The 22,854-nt window shown below is 72.7% G+C and carries 20 protein-coding genes; 12 read left to right on the top strand and 8 right to left on the bottom strand.

The window, feature by feature from the left end:
• The first annotated feature begins 145 nt into the window (after positions 1 to 145).
• From ACMATS_RS09055 to ACMATS_RS09040, 4 genes are read left to right on the top strand one after another with little or no spacing between them, the layout of a single operon-like run.
• Positions 146 to 988 carry a nitrilase-related carbon-nitrogen hydrolase gene (locus ACMATS_RS09055; protein ID WP_414167591.1) on the top strand — a complete coding sequence of 281 codons (843 nt, stop codon included), beginning with the start codon at positions 146 to 148 and terminating at the stop codon, positions 986 to 988.
• A gap of 29 nt (positions 989 to 1,017) precedes the next feature.
• Complete coding sequence (locus tag ACMATS_RS09050) at positions 1,018 to 2,292, top strand: aspartate aminotransferase family protein (protein ID WP_414170685.1); 1,275 nt, start codon at positions 1,018 to 1,020, stop codon at positions 2,290 to 2,292.
• On the top strand, positions 2,289 to 3,692 hold the full coding sequence (gene hydA, locus ACMATS_RS09045) for a dihydropyrimidinase (protein WP_414167590.1): 1,404 nt from the start codon (positions 2,289 to 2,291) through the stop codon (positions 3,690 to 3,692). Before ACMATS_RS09050 ends, hydA begins: the two co-directional genes overlap by 4 nt.
• Positions 3,693 to 3,706: 14 nt before the next feature.
• On the top strand, positions 3,707 to 4,705 hold the full coding sequence (locus ACMATS_RS09040; RefSeq protein ID WP_414167589.1) for a TIGR03842 family LLM class F420-dependent oxidoreductase: 999 nt from the start codon (positions 3,707 to 3,709) through the stop codon (positions 4,703 to 4,705).
• Positions 4,706 to 4,793: 88 nt separating this feature from the next.
• On the opposite strand, the gene ACMATS_RS09035 is transcribed toward ACMATS_RS09040, so the two are convergent.
• On the bottom strand, positions 4,794 to 5,141 hold the full coding sequence (locus ACMATS_RS09035; RefSeq protein WP_390778110.1) for a hypothetical protein: 348 nt from the start codon (positions 5,139 to 5,141) through the stop codon (positions 4,794 to 4,796).
• A gap of 312 nt (positions 5,142 to 5,453) precedes the next feature.
• Positions 5,454 to 6,509, bottom strand: coding sequence for a biotin/lipoate A/B protein ligase family protein (locus tag ACMATS_RS09030; protein ID WP_414167588.1), 1,056 nt, complete (start codon positions 6,507 to 6,509; stop codon positions 5,454 to 5,456).
• Positions 6,510 to 6,607: 98 nt separating this feature from the next.
• On the opposite strand from ACMATS_RS09030, the gene ACMATS_RS09025 reads away from it, so the two are divergent.
• The 3 genes from ACMATS_RS09025 to ACMATS_RS09015 all read left to right on the top strand — a co-directional run bounded on the left by ACMATS_RS09025 (position 6,608) and on the right by ACMATS_RS09015 (position 10,803).
• A complete protein-coding gene (locus tag ACMATS_RS09025; RefSeq protein WP_414167587.1) occupies positions 6,608 to 8,401 on the top strand; it encodes a gamma-glutamyltransferase family protein in 1,794 nt (597 codons plus the stop codon).
• A 99-nt stretch (positions 8,402 to 8,500) separates the two neighbouring features.
• Complete coding sequence (locus ACMATS_RS09020; RefSeq protein ID WP_390778107.1) at positions 8,501 to 9,328, top strand: inositol monophosphatase family protein; 828 nt, start codon at positions 8,501 to 8,503, stop codon at positions 9,326 to 9,328.
• A gap of 65 nt (positions 9,329 to 9,393) precedes the next feature.
• Positions 9,394 to 10,803 carry a phytoene desaturase family protein gene (locus ACMATS_RS09015; RefSeq protein ID WP_414170684.1) on the top strand — a complete coding sequence of 470 codons (1,410 nt, stop codon included), beginning with the start codon at positions 9,394 to 9,396 and terminating at the stop codon, positions 10,801 to 10,803.
• 226 nt (positions 10,804 to 11,029) lie between these two features.
• Here the strand turns inward: ACMATS_RS09015 and ACMATS_RS09010 are convergent, their stop codons facing one another.
• Together ACMATS_RS09010 and ACMATS_RS09005 are read right to left on the bottom strand one after the other, a co-directional pair.
• Positions 11,030 to 11,575, bottom strand: a complete 546-nt coding sequence (locus ACMATS_RS09010) for a Clp protease N-terminal domain-containing protein (RefSeq protein WP_414167586.1) — start codon at positions 11,573 to 11,575, stop codon at positions 11,030 to 11,032.
• Positions 11,576 to 11,577: 2 nt separating this feature from the next.
• Positions 11,578 to 11,802: a hypothetical protein gene (locus ACMATS_RS09005; RefSeq protein ID WP_336413936.1), complete on the bottom strand. Its 225-nt coding sequence runs from the start codon at positions 11,800 to 11,802 to the stop codon at positions 11,578 to 11,580.
• A 2,178-nt stretch (positions 11,803 to 13,980) separates the two neighbouring features.
• On the opposite strand from ACMATS_RS09005, the gene ACMATS_RS09000 reads away from it, so the two are divergent.
• On the top strand, positions 13,981 to 14,250 hold the full coding sequence (locus ACMATS_RS09000) for a hypothetical protein (protein ID WP_390778105.1): 270 nt from the start codon (positions 13,981 to 13,983) through the stop codon (positions 14,248 to 14,250).
• 33 nt (positions 14,251 to 14,283) lie between these two features.
• Here ACMATS_RS09000 and ACMATS_RS08995 read toward each other — a convergent pair whose 3' ends face one another.
• A complete protein-coding gene (locus ACMATS_RS08995; protein ID WP_391151158.1) occupies positions 14,284 to 15,063 on the bottom strand; it encodes an SIR2 family NAD-dependent protein deacylase in 780 nt (259 codons plus the stop codon).
• 283 nt (positions 15,064 to 15,346) lie between these two features.
• Between ACMATS_RS08995 and ACMATS_RS08990 the strand changes: the two genes are divergently transcribed.
• The 3 genes from ACMATS_RS08990 to ACMATS_RS08980 all read left to right on the top strand — a co-directional run bounded on the left by ACMATS_RS08990 (position 15,347) and on the right by ACMATS_RS08980 (position 18,009).
• On the top strand, positions 15,347 to 15,979 hold the full coding sequence (locus ACMATS_RS08990; RefSeq protein ID WP_390778103.1) for a hypothetical protein: 633 nt from the start codon (positions 15,347 to 15,349) through the stop codon (positions 15,977 to 15,979).
• Between the two features lie 176 nt (positions 15,980 to 16,155).
• A complete protein-coding gene (locus ACMATS_RS08985) occupies positions 16,156 to 17,301 on the top strand; it encodes a serine hydrolase domain-containing protein (protein WP_414167585.1) in 1,146 nt (381 codons plus the stop codon).
• 132 nt (positions 17,302 to 17,433) lie between these two features.
• Complete coding sequence (locus ACMATS_RS08980; protein ID WP_414167584.1) at positions 17,434 to 18,009, top strand: hypothetical protein; 576 nt, start codon at positions 17,434 to 17,436, stop codon at positions 18,007 to 18,009.
• A 184-nt stretch (positions 18,010 to 18,193) separates the two neighbouring features.
• Here the strand turns inward: ACMATS_RS08980 and ACMATS_RS08975 are convergent, their stop codons facing one another.
• Positions 18,194 to 19,873 (bottom strand): BCCT family transporter, encoded by a 1,680-nt coding sequence (locus tag ACMATS_RS08975; protein ID WP_390778100.1) that lies wholly within the window; start codon positions 19,871 to 19,873, stop codon positions 18,194 to 18,196.
• Between the two features lie 122 nt (positions 19,874 to 19,995).
• Between ACMATS_RS08975 and ACMATS_RS08970 the strand changes: the two genes are divergently transcribed.
• On the top strand, positions 19,996 to 21,102 hold the full coding sequence (locus ACMATS_RS08970; protein ID WP_414167583.1) for a glycerate kinase: 1,107 nt from the start codon (positions 19,996 to 19,998) through the stop codon (positions 21,100 to 21,102).
• Between the two features lie 160 nt (positions 21,103 to 21,262).
• Here the strand turns inward: ACMATS_RS08970 and pssA are convergent, their stop codons facing one another.
• Together pssA and ACMATS_RS08960 are read right to left on the bottom strand one after the other, a co-directional pair.
• Complete coding sequence (pssA, locus tag ACMATS_RS08965; RefSeq protein WP_336413944.1) at positions 21,263 to 22,123, bottom strand: CDP-diacylglycerol--serine O-phosphatidyltransferase; 861 nt, start codon at positions 22,121 to 22,123, stop codon at positions 21,263 to 21,265.
• Positions 22,110 to 22,766 (bottom strand): phosphatidylserine decarboxylase, encoded by a 657-nt coding sequence (locus tag ACMATS_RS08960; RefSeq protein WP_336413945.1) that lies wholly within the window; start codon positions 22,764 to 22,766, stop codon positions 22,110 to 22,112. The genes pssA and ACMATS_RS08960 overlap by 14 nt, the downstream gene beginning before the upstream one ends.
• Positions 22,767 to 22,854 lie beyond the last annotated feature (88 nt).

Below are 22,854 nucleotides of genomic sequence, written 5' to 3'. Positions count from 1 at the left end.
CTTTCGAGTGCGTGCCTCCGGCAAACCGCGGGAGCGATGGTCTTGCCACGGCGAGTGACGGGTCCTACGGTCGCATCCATCCCCACGCGGAGCGGATCTTCGCGTGCCAGCCAGGCGCAAGCCGGTTCCGGCAGAGGAGCAGCTCATGGCCAACGTTGTCCGCGCCGCCCTGGTCCAGGCCACCTGGACCGGCGACACCGAGTCGATGATCGCCAAGCATGAGGAACACGCCCGCGCCGCCGCTGCACAGGGTGCCAAGGTGATCGGGTTCCAGGAGGTCTTCAACGCGCCCTACTTCTGCCAGGTGCAGGACAGTGAGCACTACCGCTGGGCCGAGCCCGTCCCTGACGGGCCCACCGTTCAGCGCATGGGCCGGCTCGCCCGCGAGACCGGCATGGTGATCGTGGTGCCGGTCTTCGAGGTCGAACAGTCCGGCTTCTACTACAACACCGCCGCCGTCATCGACGCCGACGGCAGCTACCTGGGCAAGTACCGCAAGCACCACATCCCCCAGGTCAAGGGCTTCTGGGAGAAGTTCTACTTCAAGCCGGGCAACGCCGGCTGGCCCGTCTTCGAGACGGCCGTCGGCCGCGTCGGCGTCTACATCTGCTACGACCGGCACTTCCCCGAGGGCTGGCGGCAGCTCGGGCTCAACGGCGCCCAGCTCGTCTACAACCCCTCCGCCACCTCGCGCGGCCTGTCCGGCTACCTCTGGCAGCTCGAACAGCCCGCGGCCGCCGTCGCCAACGAGTACTTCGTCGCCGCCATCAACCGCGTCGGGCAGGAGGAGTACGGGGACAACGACTTCTACGGCACCTCGTACTTCGTCGACCCGCGCGGCCAGTTCGTCGGCGACGTCGCCAGCGACACCAAGGAGGAACTCGTCGTCCGCGACCTGGACTTCGGCCTCATCGACCAGGTGCGTCAGCAGTGGGCCTTCTACCGGGACCGCCGCCCCGACGCCTACGAGGGGCTGGTCCGGCCGTGACCGGCCTGCATGCGCGGCACCGCGCCGTCATGCCCGAGTGGCTCGCCCTCTACTACCGCGAGCCGCTCGAACTCACCCACGGCGAGGGCCGGTACGTGTGGGACGCCCAGGGGCGGCGCTACCTGGACTTCTTCGGCGGCATCCTCACCACCATGACCGCCCACGCACTGCCCGAGGTCACCAAGGCCGTCGCCGAGCAGGCGGGCCGCATCCTGCACACCTCCACCCTCTACCTCGACCGGCACATGGTCGAACTCGCCGAACGCATCGCCGCCCTCTCCGGAATCCCGGACGCGCGCGTCTTCTTCACCACCTCCGGCACCGAGGCCAACGACGCGGCCCTCCTGCTGGCCACCACCTTCCGGCGCTCCAACCAGGTGCTGGCCATGCGCAACAGCTACCACGGCCGCTCCTTCTCCGCCGTCGGCATCACCGGCAACTCCAGCTGGTCGCCCACCAGTCTCTCCCCGCTCCAGACGCTCTACGTGCACGGCGGGGTGCGCACCCGCGGCCCGTACGCGCAGCTGTCCGACGCGGAGTTCACCGCGGCGTGCGTGGCCGACCTGGAGGACATGCTCGGCCAGGCGCACGGCACCGTCGCCGCCCTGATCGCCGAACCCGTCCAGGGCGTCGGCGGGTTCACCGCCCCGCCCGACGGCCTCTACGCCGCCTTCCGCGACGTCCTGCAGCGGCACGGCATCCTGTGGATCACCGACGAGGTGCAGACCGGCTGGGGCCGCACCGGCGACCACTTCTGGGGCTGGCAGGCCCACGCCGCGAGCGGCCCGCCGGACCTGCTCACCTTCGCCAAGGGCATCGGCAACGGCATGTCGATCGGCGGCGTCGTCGCCCGCGCCGAGGTCATGAACTGCCTCGACGCCAACTCCATCTCCACCTTCGGCGGCAGCCCCGTCACCATGGCCGCCGGCCTCGCCAACCTCACCCACCTGCTGGAGCACGACCTCCAGGGCAACGCCCGCCGCGTCGGCGGCCTGCTGGCCGAACGGCTGCGCGCCGCCGCCGCGGGCCTGGCCGTGGTCCGCGAGGTCCGCGGCCGCGGACTCATGATCGGCATCGAGCTCGCCGAACCCGACGGCACGCCCTCGCCGCGCGCCGCCTCCCTCGCCCTCGAACACGCCCGCGAGGCCGGGCTGTTGATCGGCAAGGGCGGCCGCGAGGGCCACACCCTGCGCATCGCGCCGCCGCTCAGCCTCACCGTCGCCGAGGCCGAACAGGGCGCGGAGATCCTCGACAACGTGCTGCGCCGGGTCCAGGAGGCCGTCGGCGGGAAGGAACGGCCATGACGCAACGGACCGTCATCCGCGGCGGGCTCGTCATCACCGCCGCCGAGGAGACGTACGCGGACGTCCTCGTCGAGGGCGGCACGATCGCGGCCCTGGCCGCGTCCGACAGCGACTGCGCCCGGGCGTGGACGGCCGACCGCACCATCGACGCGACGGGCAAGTACGTCATCCCCGGCGGCGTCGACGGCCACACCCACCTCGAACTGCCCTTCGGCGGCACCTCCTCCTCCGACACCTTCGAGACCGGCACCCGTGCCGCCGCCTGGGGCGGCACCACCACCATCGTCGACTTCGCCGTCCAGCCGCGCGGACAGGCCGCGCGCGAGGGGCTCGACGCCTGGCACGCCAAGGCCGAGGGACGGTGCGCCGTCGACTACGCCTTCCACATGATCCTCTCCGACGTGAACGAGGGCGTGCTGAAGGAGATGGACCTCCTCGTCGGCGAGGGCGTGACCTCCTTCAAGCTCTTCATGGCCTACCCGGGCGTCTTCTACAGCGACGACGGGCAGATCCTGCGCGCCATGCAACGGGCCTCCGGCAACGGCGGGCTGATCATGATGCACGCGGAGAACGGCATCGCCATCGACGTCCTCGTCGAACAGGCCCTCGCCGCCGGGCGGACCGACCCCCGCCACCACGGCGAGGTCCGCAAGGCCCTGCTGGAGGCCGAGGCCACCCACCGCGCGATCCAGCTCGCCCGCGTCGCCGGCAGCCCGCTGTACGTCGTGCACGTCTCGGCGCAGGAGGCCGTCGCGGAGTTGGCGCAGGCCCGCACGGCCGGGCTGCCGGTCTTCGGCGAGACCTGCCCGCAGTACCTGTTCCTCTCCACCGACAACCTCGCCGAACCGGGCTTCGAGGGCGCCAAGTACGTCTGCTCCACACCGCTGCGCCCCCACGAGCACCAGGCGGCCCTCTGGCGCGGGCTGCGCACGGACGCCCTCCAGGTGGTCTCCACCGACCACTGCCCGTTCTGCTTCGCGGGCCAGAAGGAGCTCGGCCGCGGCGACTTCTCGAAGATCCCCAACGGGCTGCCCGGCATCGAGAACCGGATGGACCTCCTCCACCAGGCCGTCGTCGACGGGCACCTCACCCGCCGCCGATGGATCGAGATCGCCTGCGCCGCCCCCGCCCGGATGTTCGGCCTGGCCCCGCGCAAGGGCACCATCGCCCCGGGCGCCGACGCCGACATCGTCGTCTACGACCCGCAGGCCCGTCAGACCCTCTCCGCCCGGACCCACCACATGAACGTCGACTACTCGGCGTACGAGGGCAAGGAGATCACCGGACAGGTCGAGACCGTCCTGTCCCGCGGCGACGTCGTCATCGACCGGCGGACGTTCACCGGACGCGCCGGACACGGCCGCTACATCCCCCGCACCACCTGTCAGTACCTCCCGTAAGGAGCACGTGCACCGTGGACTTCGGCCTCGTCCTGCAGACCGACCCGCCCGCCACCGCCGTCGTGGAGCTCATGCACCGCGCCGAGCGCGCCGGCTTCCGCTACGGCTGGACCTTCGACTCGGCCGTGCTGTGGCAGGAGCCGTTCGTCATCTACAGCCGCATCCTGGAACGGACCGAGCGGCTGATCGTCGGCCCCATGGTCACCAACCCCTCCACCCGCACCCCGGAGGTCACCGCCTCCACCTTCGCGACCCTCAACGACATGTACGGCAACCGCACGGTGTGCGGCATCGGCCGCGGCGACTCGGCGATGCGGGTCGCGGGCCGCAGGCCGAACACCCTGGCCGCGCTCAGCGAGTCGATGCGCATCATCCGTGACCTCGCCGAGGGCCGCGAGACGGACGTCCACGGCACGGCGCTGCGCATCCCGTGGGTGCGCGACGGCCGGCTCCCGGTGTGGATGGCCGCGTACGGGCCCAAGGCGCTGGCCCTGGCCGGGCGGGAGGCGGACGGCTTCATCCTCCAGCTCGCCGACCCGTACCTGACGGAGTGGATGGTGAAGGCGGTGCGGACCGCGGCCGAGGAGGCCGGGCGCGACCCCGCGTCCCTCACGATCTGCGTGGCCGCGCCCGCCTACGTGGGCGACGACGTGGCCCATGCGCGGGAGCAGTGCCGGTGGTTCGGCGGGATGGTGGGCAACCACGTGGCCGACCTGGTCGAGCGCTACGGGGAGGCCTCGGGGGCCGTTCCCGAGGCCCTGACCGCGTACATCAAGCAGCGGCACGGCTACGACTACAGCCACCACGGCCGGGCGGACAACCCGTCCACGGACTTCGTGCCGGACGACATCGTGGACCGCTTCTGCCTGCTGGGCCCGGTGGCCGCGCACCGCGAACGGCTGGAGCGGCTGCGGGAGTTGGGCGTCGACCAGTTCGCCATCTATGCGATGCACGATGCGCGCGAGGCGACGATCGACGCGTACGGGGAACACCTGATCCCGGCCTTCGCCTGACGTTCGCCCGACACGGCGGAGGCCGCGGGGCCCGGTGCGGCACTGCGCGCCCGGTCCGCGGCCTCCCCGGCTCATGCCGTGAACGGCGTCAGCCGGCCGTGTTGGTCTGCCAGATCGCCTGTCCCTTGGAGTAGATGACCACGTTGTGGTCGTCCTGGACGACGAGGACGGCTCCGGGGTGGCCGGAGGTGTTCGAGGCCCAGACGGCCCTGCGGTCGCGGTTGTAGAGGACGAAGTTGCCGTCCTCCTGCATGATGGCCTCGTAGCCCTGGTGCCAGGCGTTTTCGGCCTGCCAGGCGGGCTTGGGCTCGCCGGTCACCTTGTAGACGACGAGGTTGCCGTCCTCCTGCAGGCGCAGCAGGGTGTTGCCGCTTCCGGATGTGAACGCCATGTTGTGGGTCATCCTCGACCCTGCGGGGAAGTCCGCGTTGGCCATGTCCGCACCTCCTGGAACCGGACCGGGGTCCCTCCCCGGACGCCCACCACGCTAGTCACGGGCCCGTCGCGGCCGGAGAGCGAATGCCGCTGACCGGAAGAGGCGGGGGAATACCGTCGGTTCACGGCCATGAGTGCGAGAGAGGGTATAGAGGGAGAAACCCCTTGTGCAGGTGGGGAGTTGGCTCATTCCCGCCCTTATCTCTGGCGTGAGGTGTGACGTGGGTCACGCACTCCCGGCCATGCGCCGGTCCTGTCCGGATCGTCGAATGTCCGGCAGTGCACGGTTGACGCGCGCCGGAGCGCGCCCCTGCTACGGGACGCGCGCGGTCCACTCCTCCGTCGCGAACTTCGCCGCGGCCAGCTCCTCGGCCCGCGCCAGCTCCTCGGGCGTGACCGCGCCGTCCGTCAGCCCGTAGCGGCTGCGGAAGGTGTCGATCATCCGCTCGATGACCTCGGCGCGGGGGAGCCCGGTCTGCCGGCGCAGCGGGTCCACGCGCTTCTTGGCGCTCTTGGTGCCCTTGTCGGAGAGCTTCTCCCGGCCGATGCGGAGGACGTCCGTCATCTTGTCGGCGTCGATGTCGTAGGCCATGGTCACGTGGTGCAGCACGGCGCCGTCGCCGGAGACCATCCGCTTCTGTGCCGCGCCCGCGATCTTCCCGGCCTCGGTGGCGATGTCGTTCAGCGGCTGGTACCAGGCCTTGACGCCCATGCCCTCCAGGGCGCCGAGCACCCAGTCGTCCAGGTAGGCGTAGCTGTCGGCGAAGGACAGCCCCTGCACCAGGGCCTCCGGCACGCTGAGCGAGTACGTGATGGTGTTCCCCGGCTCGATGAACATCGCACCGCCCCCGGAGATCCGCCGCACCACCGTCATCCCGTGCCGGGCCGCGCCCTCCGGGTCGACCTCGTTGCGCAGCGACTGGAAACTGCCGATGACCACGGCCGGGGCGCCCCACTCCCACACCCGCAGGGTCGGCGGGCGGCGGCCGGCGGCGACCTCGGCGGTGATCACCTCGTCCAGCGCCATGTGCAGGGCGGGGGACTGGGGGCCGGTGTGGATCAGCTGCCAGTCGTAGTCGTGCCAGTCGGTCGCATTGGCCAGCGCCCGCCGTACGGCGATGCCCACGGCCTCGGAGGAGAACCCGAACATCACGGTGCCCTCGGGCAGCGCCGCGTCGATCCGCGCCCCGAGCTGCGGGGCCGTCAGGTCGGCTGGGGCGCCCTCCAGGGCACGGTCGATGTCGAGGAGCGCCTCGTCGGGCTCGAGGAAGAAGTCCCCGGCGACCCGGACGTGGCGCAGCACGCCGTCCTCGGCTTCGAGGTCCACGACGACGAGCTTGCCGCCGGGCACCTTGTACTCACCGTGCACGGTATGTCTCCTTCTGCGTGAATGCTGCCGGGGTGCCACGGTAACCCCGCCCACGGGCACCCTTGCGCACGGGTCGCGAACATGCCTTGCTGGGGCCCATGTTCACCACGCGCCCCACCCTGCAGGGCACCTTCGGCATGGTGTCGTCCACCCACTGGCTCGCCTCGCAGTCGGCCATGGCCGTGCTGGAGAGCGGCGGCAACGCCTTCGACGCCGCCGTGGCGGCCGGGTTCGTGCTGCACGTCGTGGAGCCGCACCTGAACGGGCCCGCCGGGGAGGTGCCCGTCGTGTTCGCGCCGGCGGGCGGGGCCGTGCAGGTGCTGTGCGGGCAGGGGCCGGCGCCCGCGGGGGCGGACATCGCGCACTACACCTCGCTCGGCCTCTCCCTCGTCCCCGGCACCGGGCCCCTCGCGGCGGCCGTGCCGGGCGCGTTCGACGCCTGGATGCTGCTGCTGCGCGACCACGGAACCAAGCCGCTCGCCGAGGTCCTCGGCCACGCCATCGGGTACGCGGAGACCGGCCACGCCCCCGTCGGGAGCGTCGGCCGGTCCGTGGCGGCCGTGGAGGGGCTGTTCCGGAGCGGGCCCGAGTGGGCGGCCTCCGCCGAGCTGTACCTGCCCGGTGGCAGACCTCCGGCCATGGGCCGGCTCTTCCGCAACCCCGCGCTCGCCGCCACCTGGCGCCGCCTCCTCGCCGAGGCCGACGCGGCGGGCGGCAGCCGCGAGCAGCGGATCGACGCCGCGCGCCGGACCTGGCGCGAGGGCTTCATCGCCGAAGCCCTCCTGCGCACCGCCGCCCGCCCCACCCTCGACACCAGCGGCGAGCGGCACACCGCCACCCTCACCGGCGACGACTTCGCCGGCTTCCGGGCCACGTACGAGGACCCGGTGACGTACGACTGGAACGGGTGGACCGTCTGCAAGCCGGGCCCCTGGTCCCAGGGGCCCGTCCTGCTCCAGCAGCTCGCCCTGCTGCCGGACGCGCTGCCGGAGTACGGCACCGCGGACTACGTCCACACCCTGATCGAGGGCAGCAAGCTCGCCATGGCCGACCGCGAGGCCTGGTACGGGGACGCCTCCGGCGGCGCCGGCGTGCCGCTGCACACCCTGCTCTCCGGCGAGTACAACGCGGCCCGCCGCGCCCTGATCGGCGCCACGGCCTCGTACGAGCTGCGCCCCGGCAGCCCCGACGGCCGCACCCCGCGCCTGGCCGCGGCCGCTGCGGGCGAGGTCCAGGGGGGTACCGACATCGGCGAGGGCGAGCCGACGGTCGCCATGAACGGTGTGGTCCACGGCGACACCTGCCACGTCGACGTCGTCGACCGCCGGGGCAACATGATCTCCGCAACGCCCAGCGGCGGCTGGCTGCAGTCCAACCCCGTCGCACCGGAGCTCGGCTTCCCGCTCGGCAGCCGGCTGCAGATGACCTGGCTGGAACCGGGGCTGCCCAGCTCCCTCACCCCCGGCCGGCGTCCGCGCACCACCCTGTCGCCCTCCCTCGCGCTGCGCGGCGGCGAGCCGGTGATGGCTTTCGGCACCCCCGGCGCCGACCAACAGGACCAGTGGCAGCTGCACTTCTTCCTCGCCGTCGCCCTGCGCCCGTCCTGGCGCGGCGGGCCCGATCTCCAAGGCGCCGTCGACGCGCCCAACTGGCACCAGGCGGGCTTCCCCGGCTCCTTCCACCCGCGCCGGGCGCAGCCCGGCAGCATCACCGTCGAGTCCCGCATCGGCGAGGAGACCATCGCGGAGCTGCGCCGCCGGGGGCACGACGTGACCGTGGGAGGGCCGTGGTCGGAGGGGCGGCTGTGCGCCGTGACCCGCGACCCGGAGACCGGGGTGCTGTCGGCGGCCGCCAACCCGCGCGGGATGCAGGGGTACGCGGTGGGGCGCTGAGCCGGCCGCGCGGCCCGGCCGGCCACCTGTTCACCTGTAATACGTGCTGCATACACCCGGGCCTCATCGATTGTCGGTGGGGCATGGTTCGATGGATGCATGATCGATGAGTTTCTCGCGGGTGATCTGAACGATGTCGAGGAAGCGGTCCGCAAGGCCGCGGCCGCCGAGATCATGCCGCGATTCCGGCAGCTGGCCGCCGACGAGATCGTCGAGAAGAACGGCCCGCACGACCTGGTGACCGTCGCCGACCGGCTCGCGGAGGAGCGCCTCACGGCGGATCTCACGGCGCTGCTGCCCGGCTCCGTGGTCGTCGGCGAGGAGGCCGTGCACGCGGACCCGGCCGTCCTGGACGCGCTCGGCGGCGACGCCCCGGTGTGGATCGTCGACCCGGTCGACGGCACCCGGCAGTTCGTCCACGGCGACTCCGGCTTCGCCACCCTCGTCTGCCTCGCCCACCACGGCGAGCTGCTCGCCTCCTGGACCTACGCCCCCGCCCTGGACCTGATGGCCGTCGCCCGCCGCGGCGGAGGAGCGGTGCTCAACGGCGAGCGGATCCACAGCGGTTCGCCCGGGCCCGGCAAGCACCTCGAAGTCGCCATATCCCACTACGACTTCACCACCCCCGAGGAGAAGCGCGTCCTCGGCACGCTGCTGACCGACGGCATCACCCCGCGCCCCTGCGGCTCGGCGGGCCTCGAATACCTGCACGTCGCCCAGGGATCGCTCGACGGCCTGGCCTTCTCCTGGGAGAACGCCTGGGACCACGCCGCGGGACTGCTGCTGGTCGCCGAGGCGGGCGGCGCGAGCGCGACCGTCGCCGGCGAGCCCTTCCGCATCACCGGGGGCAACGCCCTGCCGTTCGCGGCCGCCCGGGACGCGGAGACGCTGCGGCATATGCTGGGCCTGCTGGCGTCCGCCGGCTGACCAGACTGCAGGGGATCCCGCAGGGGAGCTCGCAGGGGACGAGGGGAGTCCGACCGGTGGCCACCATGCTCGACGCGGTCGTTGTAGGGGCCGGACCCAACGGGCTCACCGCCGCCGTCGAACTGGCCCGCCGCGGCCTGGCGGTCGAGGTGTACGAGGCCGCCGACGGCATCGGCGGCGGCGCCCGCACCGAGGAGCTGACCCTCCCGGGCTTCCGCCACGACCCCTGTTCCGCCGTGCACCCGCTCGGCGTCCGCTCGCCGGCCTTCAGCGCCATGCCGCTCTCCCGGTACGGACTGGAGTGGGTCCACCCCGACCTGCCGATGGCCCACCCCTTCCCCGACGGCACGGCCGCCGTGCTCTCCCGCCTGGTCGGCGAGACGGCCGGCTCGCTCGGGCCGCGCGATGCGGGTGCGTACCGCCGGCTCGTCGCACCGTTCCACGGCAAGTGGCCCACGCTCGCCGCCGACTTCCTGCGCACCCAGTGGGACGGGCTGCCGCGCGACCCCGTCACCTACGCCCGGTTCGGCCTGCTCGCCGCCCAGTCCGCCGCGCTGCTCACCCGCCGCTTCCACGACGAGAAGGCCCGCGGCCTGTTCGCCGGGCTCGCCGCCCACGGCATCGCCCCGCTCACCGGCTTCGGGACCGGCGGCATGGCCCTGATGTTCGCGATCGCCGCCCACGAGTGCGGCTGGCCCGTGCCGCGCGGCGGTTCGCAGTCCATCGCGGACGCCCTCGCCGGGTACCTGCGCGCCCTGGGCGGCACGATCCACACCGGCTTCGAGGTCAAGCGGCTGGACGACCTGCCGCCCGCCCGTGCCTACGTCTTCGACACCTCGCCCACGGCCATGGCGCGCATCGCCGGGCTCGGCAACGCGTTCGCGAACTACCGGTACGGCCCCTCCGTCTTCAAGATCGACTACGCGCTGGACGGCCCCGTCCCCTGGACCGCGGAGCCGGCCCGCAAGGCCGGTACGGTCCACATCGGCCCCACCTACGGGGAGATCAAGGGCGCCCTGGGCGCCGCGCTCGACGGCAGCGACCCCTCCGTCCCCTTCCTCATCACGGCCCAGCCGACCCTGGCGGACCCGACCCGCGCCCCCGAGGGCAAGCACACGTTCTGGGTGTACGGCCACGTGCCCAACGGCTGGGAGGGCGACGCGACCGAGGTGATCGAGCGCCAACTGGAGCGCTTCGCACCGGGGTTCCGCGACCTCGTCCTCGCCCGCGCCACGGCCGGGCCGCCGCAGCTCGCGGTCCGCAACGCCAACTATGTGGGCGGCGACATCGCGATCGGCTCGGTCGCGGCCCTGCGGCTGGTCGTCCGGCCGAAGCTGGCCCGCGTGCCGTACGCGACGGCGCACCCCGCCGTCTTCCTGTGCTCCTCGGCCACCCCGCCCGGCCCCGGGGTGCACGGCATGTCCGGCCACCACGCGGCCAAGGCGGTGTGGCGGAGCCTGCGCCGCGCGCGGTAGCGCCCCGTCAGGGGTGCGGGGCGGTGACATTGTGCGGCTTCGCCGCGTGGGTGCGACCAGCCACCGACGGCCTGCAGCCGGAGCACTGCCCCAGAGGTCCGGGGCGAAGCCCCCTGGGGGAGGTAGCCGGGGGAGTCGGCTGCGGGCGCGTCGTGGCTGGTCGCGCAGTTCCTCCCCCAGCTACCGCTGGGAGGTGCCCCCAGCGCCCCTGACGGGGCGCCGTGGCTCAGGCGGCCTGTTCCAGCTCCGCCAGCAGGCCGGCCCGTACGGACTCCATGTCCGTGCCGAGCCTGACCAGCAGTGCAGAGGTCTGCTTGTCCTCCGGGTCGAGGATCCCGAGCAGCACGTGCTGGGTGCCGATGACGTTGTCCTTGCGAGCCTTCGCCTCCCGCAGTGAACGTTCCAGCACCTTCTTCGCGCGGGGCGTGAACGGGATGTGCCCCTTCGGCACGCTCTTCGTGCGGTCCAGCGCTCCGGGGCCGAACACCTCCTCGACCCTGTCCCGTACGGCACTGAGGTCGATGCCGATCGCGCCGAGCGCGGCCGCGTCCTCCTCGTCGAGCTCGCCCGCCCCGGCCGGCGTGAGCGCGGCCCGGCACGCCGAGGGCGTCACGCCGAGCCGCTCCAGCGTGGCCGCACCGGGCGCTCCGGTGCGGGAGGCGATGCCGAGCAGCAGGTGCTCGCTGCCGATCCACGAGTGGTGCAGCATCCGCGCCTCCTCCTGCGCGAGGACGACGACGGTGCGGGCTTCTTTGGTGAACCGTTCGAACATGCCTACCTCCTGGCGTGTTTCTTGTGCACTGCCTGCCTGCTGACTCCCAGGGCGGCCCCGATCTCCTCCCAGGACCAGCCCTGTGTACGCGCGTTGTCGACCTGCAAGGCCTCCAGTCGTTCGACGAGCCGCCGCAGCGCGGCGACGGCGCGCAGTCCCACGCGGGGGTCTGCGTTCATGGCTGCCTCGGTGGTGCCGAGCGCGTCCTTCGCATCCGTTCCGGCCATGGTGTCAATGTAGGTTGACGGCCCACGGCGTGTCAACGTCTGTTGACGGTGGATGTTGGGTGTGATGTCGATTTTGTGGATGTGTCGACTTTTCGATGGCGCCATCACTCCCGCGGAGTCGTTTTGTATGCCCGCGCATCCCCTGCCGGGGTGATGCGTCGATGGCATCCGGGCCAAGGTCCGGGCCCGTCTCGGCAGGGTGTTCCCGGCGGTGTGGTCCTGTGCGACTCGAGGGTCCCTGAGGGTGAAAGGAGAGACATGTCGCTATTTCGAGGACGAACGGCGACGGCGGCATCGATGCCGGGACGCGGCGCTGTCACGACGGGCGTGGTGTTCGCGCTGTGCGCGTCGGCGGGCGGGGCCGCGTTCGGCCTCGCCGGCGGTAACGAGCAGGACGGGGTGCCCGGGAAGGTGGTCTCCCGTACGGGCCAGCACGTGCGCAGTGAGCCCACGACGACCTCGCGGATCGTCGGTACGCGCGCGTCCGGCGAGCGGGTCCTCATCGCCTGCAAGGTCGTCGGCGAGGTGGTGTCGGGGGACGGCTACTGGTATCAACTCGCCGATCGTGCCGGGTGGATGAGCGCGCACTACGTGCAGAACTACGGGGAGGTGTCGCTGTGCGGGGGCGGGCCGGGTGGCTCGCAGGGGGGTAAGGGGGAGGCCGGATCCGCCGGTCCGGCGGGGCCTGTCGGACCGAAGGGCGACAAGGGCAACCCGGGGCCGACGGGACCGGCAGGACCGATAGGGCCTGTTGGCCCTGCGGGGCCAAGGGGAGACAAGGGGGAGAGGGGGGAGAGGGGCGATGCAGGGGGGTCGGGAGGCTCGCCCGGGCCCAAGGGGGACAGGGGTGACAAGGGGGAACGAGGGCCTGCCGGGCCGACGGGGCCTGCCGGTCCTGCAGGACCGGCAGGACCGAAGGGGGACAAGGGGGATCAAGCTGCCCCCGGGGGTCCGGGGCCGCAGGGGCCTGCCGGGCCCAAGGGTGAGAAGGGCGACCCGGGCGCGGTCGGTCCGGTCGGCCCGAAAGGCGACAAGGGCGACCCCGGGGCCGTGGGTCCGGCGGGACCTGCCGGTCCGCAGGGGTTCGTCGGCCCGAAGGGTGACAAGGGCGACGTGGGTCCTGCGGGACCAGTGGGAGCAGGAGGACCAGCGGGCCCAACAGGGCCGTTGGGGCCCGTCGGCCCTGCCGGGCCCAAAGGTGACCCGGGCGTCGTAGGTCCTGTAGGTCCGGCCGGTCCCGTCGGCCCGGTCGGTCCCGCGGGGTCGGCAGGCCCCGGTGGTCCCGTGGGCCCGGTCGGCCCCGCCGGTGCCGTTGGTCCTGTGGGTCCGGCGGGGCCCGCCGGCCCTCTCGGTCCCGTGGGGCCCAAGGGCGACCCGGGCGTCGTGGGGCCTGTGGGTCCGGCCGGCCCTGCCGGTCCGGTCGGTCCCGCGGGCTCGGTCGGTCCCGCCGGTCCCGCCGGCGTCATTGGTCCTGTGGGCCCGGTCGGTCCCGTCGGCCCTCTCGGTCCCGTAGGTCCCAAGGGTGACCCCGGCCTCACTGGCCCTGTGGGTCCCACGGGCCCCCTTGGCCAGCAGGGTCCCGTCGGCCCGCAAGGACCCGTCGGGCCGCAGGGAGCCAAGGGGGACAAGGGCGAGCCGGGTGTCACGGGCCCTGCAGGTCCCGTGGGGGCAGTCGGTCCGGCGGGACCCGGGGGACCGGCCGGGCCCACCGGTCCGTCCGGTCCGGCGGGGCCCACAGGGCCCATCGGTCCCGCTGGTCCCAGAGGTGACAGGGGAGAGCAAGGACCCACGGGCCCTGTGGGTGTTCAGGGGCCCATGGGCCCTGCCGGTCCCGCGGGCCCCGTGGGGACTGCCGGGCCGCAAGGGCCCGCAGGGGCCAACGGGCTCACCGGTCCCATGGGGCCGAAGGGCGACAGGGGGGACGTCGGACCGATGGGCCCGACCGGTCCCGTAGGCCCCCTCGGTCCGCAGGGGCTCGTCGGCCCCGCCGGCCCTGCCGGTCCGAGCGGCCCCACCGGCCCCATGGGCCCGACCGGGCTCACCGGCCCCGTAGGCCCTCCCGGCCCCCTGGGACAGGTCGGCCCCGCGGGACCGGCCGGACCGCAAGGACCTGCAGGGCCTGCCGGACCCGTCGGCCCTCCCGGTCCCGCGGGTGGATCCGGCGGCGGCGTACGGCCGTTGCTGGTCCAGCAGGACTTCACCGTGCCGGGCACGGCTGCCCGTGGCCCGGCGCCCGCGGGGCAGCGCATCGTGCTGAAGAGCCCGCCCTGTCCTGCGGATTCACGGATCATCAGCGGCGGCTACTTCCAGGTCGGCAGCTGGGACGGCACCCTGCAGAAGATCGACTCCTATCCCAGCTTCGAGGAGAACCTCTACCTGGTGGGGGTGAACAACACGAGCCCGACCGCCGTCACGCTGAGGGTCTACGGGGTCTGTCTGCCCACGTGACCGGAACGGCACCGGCGGCAGCCGCAGGGCGGGTCAGGTGGGAGAACCACCGGACCCGCCCTGTGCCGTGTACCGATCCAGCACCTCCGGCAGCGCATTCCCGATCGGCTCCCGCACCAGTTCGTCGGCCCGATCGTCATAGGGGGTCGGCTCCGCGTTCACGATGACCAGCCGCGCCCCGTGGTCGGCCGCCAGGCCCGTGAGCGAGGCCGCCGGGTGCACCGTCAGGCTCGTACCGACCGCGACGAAGACGTCGCACGCCTTGGTCACGGCCACCGCCTCGCCCAGCACCGCCGGGTCCAGGCCCTCGCCGAACATCACCGTCGCCGACTTCAGGATGCCGCCGCACGCCGTGCAGGCGGGGTCCGGATCCCCCGCCTCCACCCGGGCCAGCGCCTCCGCCATGTCCGAGCGGGCCTTGCAGCGCGTGCACACCACCGCCCGTGCGGTGCCGTGCAGTTCGAGCACCTTGCGCTCCGGCATGCCCGCCGCCTGGTGCAGTCCGTCGACGTTCTGCGTGATGACGCGCACCGGGGTGCCGGACCGCTCCAGCCGGACGACGGCCTCGTGCGCGGCGTTCGGTCGTGCGTGCCGTGCCGGGGACGAGAGCCGCATCTGCCAGGAGCGCCGCCGGAGGGCGGGGTCGGACATGTAGTACGCGTACGTGACGAGCTTCTCGGCCTCGGGGTCGCGGCGCCACAGCCCGTGGGGGCCGCGGTAGTCGGGGATGCCGGAGTCGGTGGAGATCCCGGCCCCGCTGAGGATGGCCACCAGGGGGCGGGCTCCCGGACGTGTGCTCTCGCCGCTGCTCATGGCGTGAGAGTAGACCGTGGGCAGACGGGCTGGATCTATGGATGTGTCGACATTTTCGGTTCGCGGCGCCGGTCACCTGCGTGGAGTCGTTCTGTATGTCCGTAGGTCCCTCGGGTGGGTGATGAGACAGCGGCATCCGGACCAGGAACCGGACCCGTCTCGCAGCTGTATTACGACAAATATGTTCCTGTGCCACTTCAGAGTCTCTGTGAGTGGAAGGGGCGACATGTCGCTTTTTAAGACTCGGGCCGCGTTCTTTATGACAGGGCGCGGAGCCGCCGCCATGGGGGTGACGCTCGCCCTGTGTGCCACGGCGGGCGGGGCCGCATTCGCCATCGCGGGGGACGGGCACAGCAGCAGGGTGCCCGGCATGGTGGTCTCCCGTACGGGCCAGTACGTGCGCAACGGGTCGACGACCACCTCGAAGGTCATCGACAGCCGTGGGCCGGGGGACGGGGTCCTCATCGCCTGCAAGCTCCAGGGCGAGACCGTGCAGGGCGAACGCTACTGGTACCGGCTCGCCGAGAACCACCAAGGCTGGATGAGCGCGCACTACGTGAAGAGCTACGGCGTGGTGCCGCTCTGCCACGCGGGCGGCGCCGCCGGAGGGGCTTACAAGGGGCCCGGAGGCAAGGGGCAGGGGCACGGGAAACCCGTCGCTCCCGCGAAGCCTGCGGGAGCCGTGAAACCCTCGGGGCCCGTGAAGCCCGGCGGCCCTCCCAAGCCCCTCGTGCCGAAGGGGAGCGGCGGCCCCGTCGCCCCCTCCCGCCCGCCCAAGGGCAATCCCGCGGCACCGGTGAAACCCGCCGCGCCCCCGCGGCCGAGCGCGCCCGTGTCCCCCGCCGTGCCGAAGAGCGACCAGGGCAGACCGCCGGGCCTCGCCCCGTTGGCGCCCTCCCGGCCCCCCAAACGGTGAGCGGCATCCCGTAGGACCCGTACCCCCCTGAGGAACGGCCGGTGGCCCGCCAGCAATGGCGGGCCACCGGCCTTTTGTCGTCGTGGGTCCGCGCCCCGGAATATCGTTCGAACTGGCGACTCGTCACCCGTATCGTTCCCGGTCGAACGTCCGATACATGAGAAGGCAGTGGCCAGGTGAAGCACAACGGTTGGGCCGACGAGGGGTTCGGGCCCGTCGCGGACGAGTTCTCGCGCAACTTCGACGAGTTCGGGGAACTCGGCGCGGCCGTCTCCCTGTTCGTGGGCGGGCGCAAGGTCGTGGACCTGTGGGGCGGCATCGCGGACGAGCGGGACGGCAGGGCCTGGGAGGCGGACACGGCCGCCCCGGTGTTCTCCACTGCAAAGGGCATCGTGACCGTCTGCGCCCTGCTGCTCGCCCAGGAGGGCCGCCTCGACCTCGACGCCCCGATGGCCTCGTACTGGCCGGAGTTCGCGCAGCGCGGCAAGGAGGGGATCACGCTGCGCATGGTCCTCGCACACCGCGCCGGACTGCCCGTCATCGACCTGACGCCGACCTTCGCCGAGATCATGCAGTGGGACCCGGTCGTCCGGGCCCTGGAGGTTCAGGAGCCCTACTGGGAACCGGGCACCGCGCACGAGTACCACGGCCACACCCTCGGCTGGCTCGTCGGCGAGGCGATCCGGCGCGTCACCGGCCACACCCCGGGCGCCTACTTCCGCAAGGCGATAGCGGACGACCTGGGCCTGCGCACCTGGATCGGCGTGCCGCAGGAGGAGGTCCCCCGCCTGGCCCGGCTCACCGAGGCCGAGGGCCGGCCCGGGCTGCCGGGCACCGACTCGATCTTCTACCGGATCCTCACGATGAACGGCGAGTTCGTCTTCCCCGGCATCGACGACCCGCGCGGCTGGAACTCTCCCGCGATGCTGACCGCCGAGGTCCCCGCGACGGGCGCGGTCTCGTCGGCGAGCGGCCTGGCGGCGCTGTACGCGGCGGTGGCGACCGGTGTGGACGGCCGGCCGCGCCTGCTGTCGCGCGAGACCGTCACCGATGCGTTGCAGGAGCAGACGGCCGGTGCGTCGTGGGGCGGTCTGCCGGACATGGGCGCCCGCTGGGGCACCGGCTTCAAGCTCGACGCGCCGGGCCTGTTGCCGATGCTCGGGGCGCGCAGCTTCGGTCACGACGGTTCGGGCGGCCCGGTGGCCTTCGGCGACGACGAGTTCGGCGTCGGGTTCGCCTATGTGCCCAACCGCATGATCGGTTACGGGGACCCGCGCGCCGAGCGGCTGCTGGCGGCGGTCCGGGGGTGCGTGAAGGGCTGAGCGGCTTCTGCCGTGCACAGAGCGCCGCCCGGGGGTTCCGCACGCCCGGGCGTCCGCCTGTGCGCCGCACCCTACGGGGAGACGGAAGCGGTACCTCCGCCCACACTCGTACCGCCAACCCGAAGGAGGCGCATGATGCACGCCATACGCATGCACACCACCCGCCGGTTCAGCGGTCGCGTCAGGAGACTGTCGGCGTGGGCCGGTTCCGTCGCCCTGATGGCGACCGTGGTCGTCGCCGGACCGGCCGCCGTCCCGGCCCGGGCGACCCAAGGGGACCTGGCCTGCGAGGGCCAGTTCACGATGGCGATGAGCCCCGCACTCAAGCCCGGCGGGAGCGCGTCCGTCAACGTCTCGGCCACCCTGGCCAGTTGCACGTCACCCGACGGCAACTACCCCCAGCTGCAGTCCGCCACGGGACAGGCGAGCGGCACCGCCACCTCCAGCGGTACGGGCAAAGGCCCGTGCGGTGTGCTGTTCACGGCACAGGGCACCGGCACGCTCACCTGGTCCGACAAGTCCACGAGCACCATCGCGTTCACGGTGAACACCGACCCCACCAACGGGACCGTCACCTTTCACTGCGTCATCACCGGCGGCGCGATGAACAACGACGGGGACACGGTGGTACCCGTCATCTCGAACGCCCAGTGCTGCCCGGGCGGGCTGCAGTCGATGAGCGCCCACATGGCGGTCGACTTCGCCTGAACGCGGACGCGACGCGCCCGAAGGGGCGCGGGGAACTGCGCGATCAGCCACCGCCGGCTCGCAGTCGACGTACTGCCCCTGGGGTCCGGGGCGAAGCCCCGAAAACCTCGACTGCGGGAGCGCCGTGGCTGGTCGCGCAGTTCCCCGCGCCTCTGACGGGGCGCGAAGATCCGCTGGACACCCCCTAGCCCTTGCCCCCCTCCGTGTCGTCCCCCCGCTCCCGCGCGCTCTTCGCCACGCGCCGCAGCCGCGGGTGCCGCACCGGGCCCGTCTCCGTGACGGCCTCGCCGACCATCGTGCGCAGCGCGTCGCCCAGGCCGTGCAGCGCATGGTGCCGGGCCGGGCCCGCGCCCGGGTCCTCGCGGAGTTCGCTCAGCAGGGACCAGCACAGGGCCAGCATCACCAGGACGAACGGCAACGCCACGAGGATCGTCGCCGACTGGAGCGAGCCCAGCCCGCCGGCCACCAGGAGCACCGCCGCCACCGCGGCCATCAGCACGCCCCACGTCACCACCAGCCACGTCCGCGGGTGGAGCGCGCCCCGGCTGGACAGCGAACCCATCACCAGGGACGCGGAGTCCGCGCTCGTGATGAAGTACGTCATCACCAGGACCATCGCCGGCCACGACACCACCGTCGACAGCGGCAGCGTGTCCAGGAGCGCGAACAGCGAGGCCTCCGCGCCCTCCTTGACCGTTCCCGCCATGTCGGCCGCACCGGTCATGTCCAGCCGCAGGGCGCTGCCGCCCATCACGCAGAACCACACCACCGTCGCCCCACTGGGCACCAGCAGCACGCCGATCAGGAACTCGCGGATCGTCCGGCCGCGGGAGATGCGGGCGATGAAGGTGCCGACGAACGGGGCCCACGACAGCCACCAGGCCCAGTAGAAGACCGTCCACGCGCCGAGCCACTTCGAGTCCGTGAAGGCGCCGGTGCGCGTGGCCAGCGTCAGCAGGTCGTGGAGGTAGCCGCCGGCCGCGGCGGGAATCGTGTTGAGGACGAAGACCGTCGGGCCGACCACGAAGACGAACAGCATCAGGCAGGCGGCCAGCACGATGTTGAGCGTGCTGAGCCACTTCACGCCCTTGTGCAGGCCCGAGAAGGCGGAGAGCACGAAAGCGGCCGACAGGACGGCGATGATGACGAGCTCCAGCGAGCGGGAGTCCTGGACGCCCGTGGTGATGTTGAGGCCCTTGGAAACCTGGAGGGCTCCCAGGCCCAGGCTCGTCGCCGTGCCGAAGACCGTGGCGAAGACGGCCAGCAGATCGATCACCCGGCCCGGCCAGCCGTCCGCCCGCTCCTCGCCGAGCAGCGGGGCGAACGCCGCGCTCAGGCGGTTGCTCCGGCCCTTGCGGAACCCGGCGTAGGCCAGGGCCAGGCCGGACATCCCGTAGATGGCCCACGGGTGCAGGGTCCAGTGGAAGAACGAGTACTCCAGCGCCGTCCGGGCCGCCGCGGGGGAGCCCGCGGTCACCCCGCTGCCCGGCGGCGGGGAGACGAAGTGCTGCAGCGGCTCGCCGACCCCGTAGAACATCAGGCCGATGCCCATCCCCGCGCTGAACATCATCGCGATCCAGGCGAGGTTGCCGAACTCGGGCTGGTCGTCGTCCTTTCCGAGCCGGATCCGGCCGAACCGGCTGAAGGCGATGACCACGCACAACGCGAGGAAGACGTCCGCGGCGATCACGAACAGCCAGGCGAAGTTGTTCAGCACCCAGCTCAGGGCCGTCCCCGACACCCGGTCGAAGGAGTGCTTGCCGAGAGCCGCCCAGGCGACCACCGCCAGCACGGCGAGACCGCCGATGGCGACCAGCGGCCGGTCCGGAGGGCCCGCCTGGGGATCGTGTACGTCGGTGCTCATGACGCCCCACTATGGCCGGGAAGAGGTCGATTGCCCGGCCTGGCACGCCGCCCTGCCCCTGGGCGTCACCGGTTCCCGCCGATAGGGTCACTGCGGCGCGACGGACGGAGGGTGGCGGAGCGATGCGAGTGCTGATCGCCTCGGACAAGTTCAAGGGCTCGCTGACGGCCGTCGAGGTCGCCGAGCACGTCGGTGCCGGGCTGCGGAGGGCTGCGCCGGGGACCGAGGTCGTCGCGCTGCCCGTCGCGGACGGGGGCGACGGGACGGTCGACGCGGCCGTCGCGGCCGGCTTCGAGCGGCGCGAGGTGCCGGTCACCGGCCCGGCGGGCCGGCCGGTCCGGGCGGCGTACGCCCTCCGGCGCGCGGACGGCACCGCCGTGGTGGAGATGGCCGAGGCGTCCGGACTGCGGTACGGGGCCGGGGCGCCGCTGACGGCCACGACGTACGGCACGGGCGAGCTGGTGCGGGCCGCGCTCGACGCGGGGGCGCGGACCGTCGTCCTCGGCGTGGGCGGCAGCGCCACCACCGACGGCGGCGCCGGGATGCTCACGGCCCTCGGGGCGCGGTTCCTGGACGCGGGGGGACGTCCCGTCGGGCCCGGGGGTGCGGGGTTGGCCGGACTCGTCACGGCCGATCTGTCCGGGCTCGACCCGCGGCTGCGCGGGACGGCGGTCGTGCTCGCGAGCGATGTCGACAATCCGCTGACCGGGCCGCGGGGCGCGGCCGTGGTGTACGGGCCGCAGAAGGGGGCCTCGCCCGAGGACGTGGCCGTGCTGGACGCGGCCCTCGCGCACTATGCGCGGGTGCTGGACGGCGCCGGGGGCGCCGATGCCCCCGGCGCCGGGGCCGCGGGCGGTGTCGGGTACGGGGCGCTGGTGGGGCTGGGCGCGACGTTCCGCCTGGGCATCGAGGTGATGCTGGACGTCCTGGGCTTCGCCCGCGCCGTGGCCGGCTGTCGCCTGGTGATCACGGGGGAGGGGTCGCTGGACGGCCAGACCTTGCACGGGAAGGCCCCGGTGGGGGTTGCGGCGGCTGCGCGTGCCGCGGGCGCCGAGGTGGTCGCCGTCTGCGGACGGCTCGCCGTTGCGCCTGCGGCGCTGGCCGGGGCGGGGATCTCGCGCGCCTATGCTCTGGCCGAGCTGGAGCCGGACGCGGCGCGGTGCATGGCCCACGCCGGTCCGCTGCTGGAGCGGATTGCGGAGTCCATCGCGCGGGACTTCCTGGGCTGAGCTCAGAGCCTTTCCCGCCCACCCGCCCGTTACCCGGAATCCGGGCTGTGCCGTGAACGGCATTGGGGGCACAGGCCAGGTGCCGGGTAACGGGCGGGTGGGCGGGAAAAACAACGGGCCCCGAACCATGACGGTTCGGGGCCCCACGTGTTACCCGGAACTACGGCAGCTGCGCGGCACGCGCCTCGCGGCGGTTGTCGCGGAACGTGTTCACCCGGCGTGCCGTGGCGAACAGCGGAATGACCGCACCCAGGACCACCTGCAGCGCGCACCCCGTCTGCATCAGCAGCTCGCCGCCGGGGGCCTCGAAGGCCCAGGCCGCCAGCAGGCCCATGCTGAGGACGATCCAGCTGAGCATCGCCACCGCAAGCCGGCCCCGCGGCTTGGGGTACTCGACCCGGCTCACCATCAGCCACGCCACACCCACGATGGCGAGCAGCGTCGGCACGAAGGGGAGCTCCAGCAGCACGATGGAGACCACCGTCAGCGCCCCGAAGGGGCTCGGCATGCCCCGGAAGATGCCGTCCCGCATCGGTACGCACGAGAAGCGGGCGAGCCGCAGCACCACGGCCAGCAGCACCACGATCGCCGCCACGGCCGAGACGCGCTGCATGGCGTCGTCGGCGACCATGCCCCAGACGACCACGAAGTACGCGGGCGCCAGGCCGAAGCTGATCAGGTCGGAGAGGTTGTCCAGCTCCGCCCCCATCGCCGAGGCGCGCAGCTTGCGTGCCACGAGCCCGTCGAAGAGGTCGAAGACCGACGCGAGCAGCATCAGCATCACCGCGGTCGCCGCGCTGTGCCGGGACATGCCGCCGTCCTCGTTGCCCGTCAGGTGCGGGATGAGGACGCCGGTGGTGGTGAAGTACACCGCCATGAACCCGCAGATCGCGTTGCCCAGGGTGAGGGTGTCCGCTATCGACAGCCGGGTCGACAGCGGCATGTCGTCCGTGCCGTCGGGGTCCAGGGGGTCCGCCTCCGGGACCCAGGCGGCCTGTGTGTCGGGATCAATCACGGTCAAGGCGGGTCACTCCTGCCGTGGTGGCCTGACCGACCTCGACCGCGACCTCGACGCCCTCGGGGAGGTAGATGTCGACGCGCGAGCCGAAGCGGATCAGGCCGATGCGGTCGCCCTGCTCCACCTTGGTGTCCGCGGTGACGTAGGGCACGATGCGACGGGCGACGGCGCCGGCGATCTGCACCATCTCGATGTCGCCGAGCTCGGTGTCGAAGTGCCAGACGACGCGCTCGTTGTTCTCGCTCTCCTTGTTGAACGCCGGAACGAAGCCGCCGGGGATGTGCTCGACGGACGTCACCGTGCCGGCCAGCGGCGCGCGGTTGACGTGGACGTTCAGCGGGCTCATGAAGATGGCGACGCGGGTGCGTCCGTCCTTCCACGGCATGATGCTCTGCACCACACCGTCGGCGGGCGAGATGACCCGGCCCCGGGTGATCTCACGTTCCGGGTCGCGGAAGAACCACAGCATGCCCGCCGCGAGCGCGGTGGCGGGCACGGCCAGCGCCGCCCAGCGCCCGGAGCGGCGGGCCCGGGTGAGGCTGACCGCGGCCGTGGCGACGGTCGGGAGGAGCCACGGCGATGCTCCGCGCGCGAGGCGTACGCCGGCGAGGCTGTCTCGATGTGCAGAGGAAGAGCTGTGGGGCATGGGTGACCTTCGTAGCGGAGGGTGCCGCGTAATGATCGGGGGACGGCGGCTTTCCGGGGATGTTATCGGTTGCGGGCGGCAACTGGCC

The sequence above is a fragment of the Streptoverticillium reticulum genome (genome assembly GCF_047456005.1).
Taxonomy (GTDB): Bacteria; Actinomycetota; Actinomycetes; order Streptomycetales; family Streptomycetaceae; genus Streptomyces; species Streptomyces reticulum.
This window is presented reverse-complemented; position numbering and strand designations above follow the sequence as displayed.

What these genes read in the sequence shown, in the direction of transcription:
- ACMATS_RS09010 (WP_414167586.1), bottom strand. Translation starts at nt 11,575, where the DNA reads ATGTTCGAACGGTTCACCAAAGAAGCCCGCACCGTCGTCGTCCTCGCG.
- ACMATS_RS09005 (WP_336413936.1), bottom strand. Translation starts at nt 11,802, where the DNA reads ATGGCCGGAACGGATGCGAAGGACGCGCTCGGCACCACCGAGGCAGCC.
- ACMATS_RS08970 (WP_414167583.1), top strand. Translation starts at nt 19,996, where the DNA reads ATGCGAGTGCTGATCGCCTCGGACAAGTTCAAGGGCTCGCTGACGGCC.
- ACMATS_RS09025 (WP_414167587.1), top strand. Translation starts at nt 6,608, where the DNA reads ATGTTCACCACGCGCCCCACCCTGCAGGGCACCTTCGGCATGGTGTCG.
- ACMATS_RS08960 (WP_336413945.1), bottom strand. Translation starts at nt 22,766, where the DNA reads ATGCCCCACAGCTCTTCCTCTGCACATCGAGACAGCCTCGCCGGCGTA.
- ACMATS_RS08980 (WP_414167584.1), top strand. Translation starts at nt 17,434, where the DNA reads ATGATGCACGCCATACGCATGCACACCACCCGCCGGTTCAGCGGTCGC.
- ACMATS_RS08975 (WP_390778100.1), bottom strand. Translation starts at nt 19,873, where the DNA reads ATGAGCACCGACGTACACGATCCCCAGGCGGGCCCTCCGGACCGGCCG.
- ACMATS_RS08990 (WP_390778103.1), top strand. Translation starts at nt 15,347, where the DNA reads ATGGGGGTGACGCTCGCCCTGTGTGCCACGGCGGGCGGGGCCGCATTC.
- ACMATS_RS09020 (WP_390778107.1), top strand. Translation starts at nt 8,501, where the DNA reads ATGATCGATGAGTTTCTCGCGGGTGATCTGAACGATGTCGAGGAAGCG.
- ACMATS_RS09055 (WP_414167591.1), top strand. Translation starts at nt 146, where the DNA reads ATGGCCAACGTTGTCCGCGCCGCCCTGGTCCAGGCCACCTGGACCGGC.
- ACMATS_RS08995 (WP_391151158.1), bottom strand. Translation starts at nt 15,063, where the DNA reads ATGAGCAGCGGCGAGAGCACACGTCCGGGAGCCCGCCCCCTGGTGGCC.
- ACMATS_RS09050 (WP_414170685.1), top strand. Translation starts at nt 1,018, where the DNA reads ATGCCCGAGTGGCTCGCCCTCTACTACCGCGAGCCGCTCGAACTCACC.
- ACMATS_RS09015 (WP_414170684.1), top strand. Translation starts at nt 9,394, where the DNA reads ATGCTCGACGCGGTCGTTGTAGGGGCCGGACCCAACGGGCTCACCGCC.
- ACMATS_RS09035 (WP_390778110.1), bottom strand. Translation starts at nt 5,141, where the DNA reads ATGGCCAACGCGGACTTCCCCGCAGGGTCGAGGATGACCCACAACATG.
- hydA (WP_414167590.1), top strand. Translation starts at nt 2,289, where the DNA reads ATGACGCAACGGACCGTCATCCGCGGCGGGCTCGTCATCACCGCCGCC.